At 65.6% G+C, this 6782-nt stretch carries 6 protein-coding genes and 1 pseudogene; all 7 read left to right on the top strand.

The window, feature by feature from the left end:
- Positions 1-194 (top strand): annotated as a pseudogene (locus AC2VOU_RS09995) (hypothetical protein); the annotation flags it as partial.
- A gap of 180 nt (positions 195-374) precedes the next feature.
- On the top strand, positions 375-3314 hold the full coding sequence (locus tag AC2VOU_RS09990; protein WP_486957232.1) for an MMPL/RND family transporter: 2940 nt from the start codon (positions 375-377) through the stop codon (positions 3312-3314).
- 173 nt (positions 3315-3487) lie between these two features.
- Positions 3488-3778 (top strand): 30S ribosomal protein S6, encoded by a 291-nt coding sequence (rpsF, locus tag AC2VOU_RS09985; protein ID WP_421528786.1) that lies wholly within the window; start codon positions 3488-3490, stop codon positions 3776-3778.
- 121 nt (positions 3779-3899) lie between these two features.
- Entirely contained in the window at positions 3900-4427 is a 528-nt protein-coding gene (locus tag AC2VOU_RS09980) for a single-stranded DNA-binding protein (RefSeq protein WP_486957231.1), read from the top strand.
- Positions 4428-4460: 33 nt separating this feature from the next.
- Positions 4461-4715, top strand: coding sequence for a 30S ribosomal protein S18 (gene rpsR / locus AC2VOU_RS09975; RefSeq protein ID WP_486939198.1), 255 nt, complete (start codon positions 4461-4463; stop codon positions 4713-4715).
- A 34-nt stretch (positions 4716-4749) separates the two neighbouring features.
- A complete protein-coding gene (gene rplI, locus AC2VOU_RS09970) occupies positions 4750-5208 on the top strand; it encodes a 50S ribosomal protein L9 (RefSeq protein ID WP_486957230.1) in 459 nt (152 codons plus the stop codon).
- A gap of 518 nt (positions 5209-5726) precedes the next feature.
- A partial coding sequence (locus AC2VOU_RS09965) for a Hint domain-containing protein (protein WP_486957229.1) occupies positions 5727-6782 on the top strand: 1056 nt, incomplete at its 3' end.

Raw genomic sequence — 6782 nt, 5'->3', positions numbered from 1 at the left:
GAGACGACCTGGTCCGCTGGGGCGGACGCGTCGACGACCCGGCCGGCGGGGTGTTCGACCGTGCGCCCGACGCGCCCCCGGACTGGCTGCCGGACTGGCTGCGTCCGGCCCGGCTCCGGCGACGGGTCGCGTCGGACATTGCGATGACGACAGCGACGGTGCCTGCGACCGCTTCGTCGGACGGTGCGGCTTGAACGAAGTCCGTTATTAGACAACTGCGCAACTGGGGATGTAATCCGCGGCATTTCGGCTAAATTGTCCGGAATGTCAGATTTCCACTCGCGCACTGAGCCTGTGGTGTCATCAGCGAGGCTGAAGGCCGGGGTGAATTCATCTACGGCCTATTGAGCGGGTTCGTCGTACGACGGCCTTGGGTGGTTATCGCTTGCTGGGTTGTGCTTGCGCTGGGGCTGCCCCTGACGGTGCCGTCGCTGGCGGAGATGGCGCAGCGCCACCCGGTCGCGATCCTGCCTGCCACTGCGCCGTCGGTCACCACGGCGAAGAGCATGAAGGCAGCATTTCGCGAACCCGGGTCGGAAAACGTGCTGATCGTGCTGCTCACTGCCGAGAAGGGAATGGGACCGGCCGACGAAGAGGTCTACCGCAAGCTGGTGAATGTACTGCACCGGGACAGTAGCGACGTCGTGACGGTCCAGGACTTCCTTTCGGTTCCGATGCTGCGTCAGATGCTTGGCAGCACCGACCGCAAGGCGTGGCTGCTGCCGGTCGGCCTTGCCGGCGAGCTGGGCACACCCGAGTCTTACCGCGCCTACACGCGGGTCGTTGAGATGGTCAAAGGAACCGTCAAGGGAACGACGGTGACCGCCAATTTCACCGGGCCCGCAGCGACCGTTGCCGACTTGACCGACGCCGGAGAGCGGGATCGCGCTGCGATCGAGCTGGCGATCGGCGTCTTGCTGGTGGTCATCCTGCTGATCATCTACCGCAACCCGATCACCATGTTGCTGCCGCTGATAGCGATCGGCGCATCCCTGCAAACCGCCCAGGCCGTCGTCGCCGGGGTGTCGCTGGTGAGCGGCATGGCCGTGTCCAATCAGACGATCGTCCTGCTGAGCGCGCTGATGTCCGGCGCGGGAACGGATTACGTCGTTTTCCTCGTCAGCCGCTACCACGACTACATGCGGCAGCTGCCCGGTACCGCTGAGGACTGCCAACGTGCCGTACGGCTGTCGCTGGCATCCATCGGCAAGGTGATAGGGGCATCGGCGGCGACGGTGGGTGTCACCCTCCTGGGGATGGGCTTCGCCAAACTCGGCCTGTTCTCCACGGTTGGCCCAGCGTTGGCCATCGGGGTCGCCGTGGCGTTCCTTGCCGCCGTGACCCTGTTGCCGGCGATCCTGGTGCTGGCCGGTCCGCGCGGATGGATAGCGCCGGGCCGGGAACGCACCGCTGTGTTCTGGCGGCGGGTCGGGGTGCGAATAGTGCGGCGTCCGAAAGCGTATCTGGCCGCCAGCATGGTGATCCTGATCCTGTTAGCCGGCTCTGCGAGCCTGGTTCGCTTCAATTACGACGATCGCAAACAATTGCCCGCTTCCGACGCGAGCTCCATAGGGTACGCCGCGCTGGAACGCCATTTCCCGGTGAACCAGACGATCCCGGAGTACCTCTTCGTTCAATCGTCGCAAGACCTGCGCGCACCGCGCGCGCTCGCCGATTTGGAGCAGATGGCACAACGCGTGAGCCAGGTCCCGGGCATCGCCATGGTGCGCGGCGTCACCCGGCCGATGGGTGAATCGCTCGAACAGGCCAGGGCCACATATCAGGCGAAGCTCGTCGGCGATCAGCTCGGCGATGCCTCCAACTTGATCGACGAGCACACCGGTGACCTCAACCGACTGGTCTCGGGCGCCGATCTGTTGGCCGGCAGTCTCGGCGACGTGCGCACCCGAGTCAGCCAGTCAGTCGACAGTGTGCGCAGCCTCATCGACGCCCTGGTCTACCTGCAAGATCAATTCGGCGGCAACAAGACGTTCGCCGAAATGGACAAAGCCGCCAGGCTCGTCACAGGCATCCGGGCACTAGGGGATTCGCTGCAGATGGACTTCGCACAAATCGGGATCAGTGCTGACTGGATCGACCCGGTCGTCGCGGCCCTCGACACCAGCCCGTTATGTGATTCCAATCCCACGTGTGGTGCCGCGCGTGGCCAGCTCCACAGGCTTCAAGTCGCACGTGACGACGGGACCCTCGACAACGTCGCGGCCCTCGCTGGCCAGTTGCAGTCGACGCAGTCGTTGCAGACGATTTCGGCCACAGCGAGCGGCCTCAACAGCGCGCTGCAGTCCGTCACTTCGTCGCTGCGCGCACTGGGATTGGACACTCCGCGTAACGCACAGACCAGCATCGTGACCATGCAGAACGGGTTCGACGACCTCGCCGGCGCCAGCCGTCAACTGGCCGACGGCGTACAACTGCTGGTCGACCAGACCAAGCGGCTGGGCGCGGGGCTCAGCACGGCGTCGGCGTTTCTGATGGCAATGGGGCGCGACGCGGCACAACCCTCGATGGCCGGGTTCAATGTTCCGCCACAGGTGCTCGACGCAGATGATTTCAAGAAGCTCCTGCAGGCGTTCATCTCTCCCGACGGACATTCGGTGCGGTATTTCATCCAGACCAACCTGAATCCGTTCAGCGCCAACGCGATGGATCAGGTCAACACGATCCTGCACACCGCCGACGGAGCGAAGCCCAATACGACCCTTGCCGATGCTTCCATCTCGATGGCGGGCTACCCCGTCACGCTCCGTGATACCCGCGATTACTACGACCGGGACATCCACCTGATCATCGTCATCACGATCAGCGTCGTGTTCTTGATCCTCGCGGTGTTACTCCGCGCGATCGTCGCTCCGCTCTATCTGGTGGGCTCGGTGCTCATCTCGTACCTGTCGGCGGTCGGGATGGGTGTGTTGGTGTTCCAGGTCTTGCTAGGCCGGGAAGTGCATTGGAGTGTCCCCGGATTGGCATTCGTCGTGTTGGTCGCCGTGGGCGCCGACTACAACATGCTGATTGCTTCCCGGTTGCGCGACGAATCGCCGCGGGGCATCCGTCGCGGGGTGATCCGGACCGTGAGTTCGACCGGGGGTGTCATCACGGCGGCGGGCCTGATTTTCGCCGCGGCGATGTACGGCTTGCTGTTCGCCAGCATCGGGGCTGTCGTGCAGGGCGGCTTCGTGATCGGCACGGGGATCCTGATCGACACGTTCGTCGTACGTACGATCACGGTGCCTGCCATCGCCACTCTGTTCGGACAGGCCAGCTGGTGGCCTAAACGGCCGCACCTCCAGCTTTGATGCCGAAGCTTTGATGCCGAGCGACCACATCGGGTGAGCCCGCGGCGCCGAGCAGGATTTCGCAAGCCCGGCCGCTGTCCGGTAGCCTACGACGGTTGCCGACGCAGGCGACCCTCCTGCCACGGAGAAATGAGCCGTGGCCGCACACGACCATAGGAGGTGATGAGGTTCCCATGCGTCCATACGAAATCATGGTCATCCTCGACCCCACCCTCGACGAGCGCACCGTTGCGCCGTCACTGGAGACCTTCCTCAATGTCGTCCGTAAAGACGGCGGCACGGTGGACAAGGTCGACATCTGGGGTCGACGCCGGCTGGCGTACGAGATCGCCAAGCATGCCGAAGGCATCTACGCGGTGATCGACGTGAAGGCCGCCCCCGCGACGGTGTCCGAGCTCGACCGTCAGCTCAGCCTCAACGAGTCGGTGCTGCGCACCAAGGTCATGCGCACCGACAAGCACTAGTTGGCCAACCGGCCTGTTGGCGAATGCCCCCGGTACGTCCGAGTCGTTGCGTAGGCTCAGCGTGACCCGCTCATGACTATTCGCCGACTCTGGCCGGCCCACACGGACTCAGGAGGTCACAGTGGCTGGTGACACTGTCATCACGGTTATCGGGAACCTGACTGCCGACCCCGAACTGCGTTTCACGCCGTCGGGCGCGGCCGTCGCGAACTTCACGGTGGCGTCGACCCCGCGCATGTTCGACCGTCAGACCAACGAGTGGAAGGACGGCGAAGCGCTGTTTCTCCGCTGCAACATCTGGCGGGAGGCTGCCGAGAATGTGGCCGAGAGCCTCACCCGCGGTTCACGCGTGATCGTGAGCGGACGGCTCAAGCAGCGTTCGTTCGAGACCCGGGAGGGCGAGAAGCGCACCGTCGTCGAGCTCGAGGTCGACGAGATCGGCCCGTCGCTGCGATACGCCACCGCCAAGGTCAACAAAGCCAGCCGCAGCGGCAGCGGCGGGGGTGGATTCGGGGGCGGCGGTGGATCCCGCAGCCAGGCACCCCAGGGCGGCGGCTCGGCCGGCGGCCCGGCTGGCGGCGAGGATCCGTGGGGCAGCGCCCCGGCGTCGGGTTCGTTCGGCGGCGGCGACGACGAGCCTCCCTTCTGACCACCCTTAACGACTGAACGAAAGAGACAGACAATGGCGAAGTCCACCAAGCGGCGTCCCGCGCCGGAAAAGCCGGTCAAGGTACGCAAGTGCGTGTTCTGCTCCAAAAAGGGACAGGACATCGACTACAAGGACACCCAGTTGCTACGGACCTACATCAGCGAGCGGGGCAAGATCCGTGCCCGCCGGGTGACCGGTAACTGTGTCCAGCATCAGCGCGACGTTGCCATCGCGGTCAAGAACGCCCGCGAGGTCGCGTTGCTGCCCTTCACCTCGTCGACGCGGTAAGCGCGCGGACACGCAGAACGGAAGCAACGAAACAATGAAGCTCATTTTGACCGCCGATGTGGACCACCTGGGTTCGGTCGGCGAGACCATCGAGGTCAAGGACGGCTACGGCCGCAACTTCCTGTTGCCACGCGGCTTGGCGATCGTCGCCTCGCGCGGCGCGCAGAAGCAGGCCGACGACATCCGTCGCGCCCGTGACACCAAGCAGGTCCGCGACCTTCAGCACGCCAACGAGATCAAGGCCGCCATCGAGGGGCTGGGTCCGGTGTCGCTGCCGGTGAAGGCCGCCGGCGACTCGGGCAAGCTGTTCGGCTCGGTCACCACGACCGCTGTCGTCGCGGCCATTCGCAAGGCCGGCGGCCCGAACCTGGACAAGCGCGTGGTGCGGTTGCCCAAGAGTCACATCAAGGCCGTTGGCAGCCACCCGATCACGTTGCACGTGCATCCCGATGTCGACGTGACGGTCGCACTCGACGTCGTCGCGGAGGCCTGAGCGTCGCATCCCGTAACCCCCGGTGGCAGCCCGAAACGGCAGCCCCGGGGGCTTTTGGCGCCCACATAGCGAACTCATACCCGCCAGCAACCGTTAGCGAACGTTACCGTCCGTTAACGCCGGTAACTTTTCGGCGAAACACAACACGCCCGAAACAGCAACCCCGCCCGACACGCCGAGGCAATTCACATCCACACCAAATACGCCATTTTGTGGTGCGCTTAGCTGAAGTGATGCGGCAACGGCAGAGATTGCTCCACAAGTTCTCCACAGCCCCTCAACACCGGCGCAGGCGGATATGCACACACCATGCACAGGTCTATGAACAACCCCGTTTGGAGTCGGCGCCAGCAACCTTTAACGTCGACCCGGCGTGCGGTGATGCCGGCGGTGGAAGGTCGGCGATCTGGCCCGCGGTGGATATCCCGCCGCCTGCGAGCGGTGTCGGTGGCGTGACTTAACGTCATGCCATCGATGTCGAATGTGCGTTCGAACATCGCGAAGGAGGCGGGAGCCCAGTGGCTGTAGTCGACGATTTGGGACGCCCCAGCGCGGAGGCGCCGAGCGAGGACTACGGCCGTCAGCCGCCGCAGGAGATGGCGGCTGAGCAGTCGGTGTTGGGCGGCATGCTGCTGAGCAAAGACGCGATCGCCGACGTGCTGGAGCGGCTGCGGCCCAGCGACTTCTACCGCCCGGCGCACCAGAACGTCTACGACGCCATCCTTGATCTCTATGGGCGCGGGGAGCCCGCCGACGCGGTCACCGTGGCCGCGGAGTTGGACCGCCGTGGGCTGCTGCGCCGGATCGGCGGGGCGCCCTATCTGCACACCCTCATCTCGACCGTGCCGACCGCCGCCAACGCGGGCTACTACGCGGGCATCGTGGCGGAGAAGGCGCTGCTGCGCCGGCTGGTGGAGGCCGGAACCCGGGTGGTGCAGTACGGCTATGCCGGCGCCGAGGGCGCTGACGTGGCCGAGGTGGTCGACCGCGCGCAGGCCGAGATGTATGAGGTCACCGAGCGGCGGATGTCGGAGGATTTCGTCCCGCTGGAAGACCTGCTGCAGCCGACGATGGACGAGATCGACGCGATCGCCTCCAACGGCGGTCTGGCGCGCGGGGTGCCGACCGGGTTCACCGAGCTCGACGAGTTGACCAACGGCCTGCACCCGGGGCAGATGATCATCGTCGCGGCCAGGCCCGGTGTGGGCAAGGCCTTGGCGCTGGACACGCCGCTGCCGACGCCGGACGGTTGGACGACGATGGGTGAGGTCGCCGTCGGTGACGAGCTGCTGGGCGCCGACGGGCGGCCAACACGAGTGGTCGCCGCGACCGACGTCATGTCGGGTCGGCCGTGCTACGAGGTGGAGTTCTCCGACGGCACGGTGATCGTCGCCGATGCGGAGCATCAGTGGCCGACCGCGTTGGGCATCCGCACGACCGACCAACTCAGAGGTGGTCTGGATACCATCACGGCGGCCGGGGCACTGGCGGGCCAGGCACGACGTCCCGGCGGCACCATGCTGTTGGCGCCAGTGCTGAACGTCGACGCGGTCCGCCCGGCGCGCACCGTTCCG

This window comes from Mycobacterium sp. TH-M25, assembly GCF_057473665.1.
The sequence above is the reverse complement of the archived record's forward strand: the minus strand, read 5'-3'. Positions and strand labels throughout refer to the sequence as shown.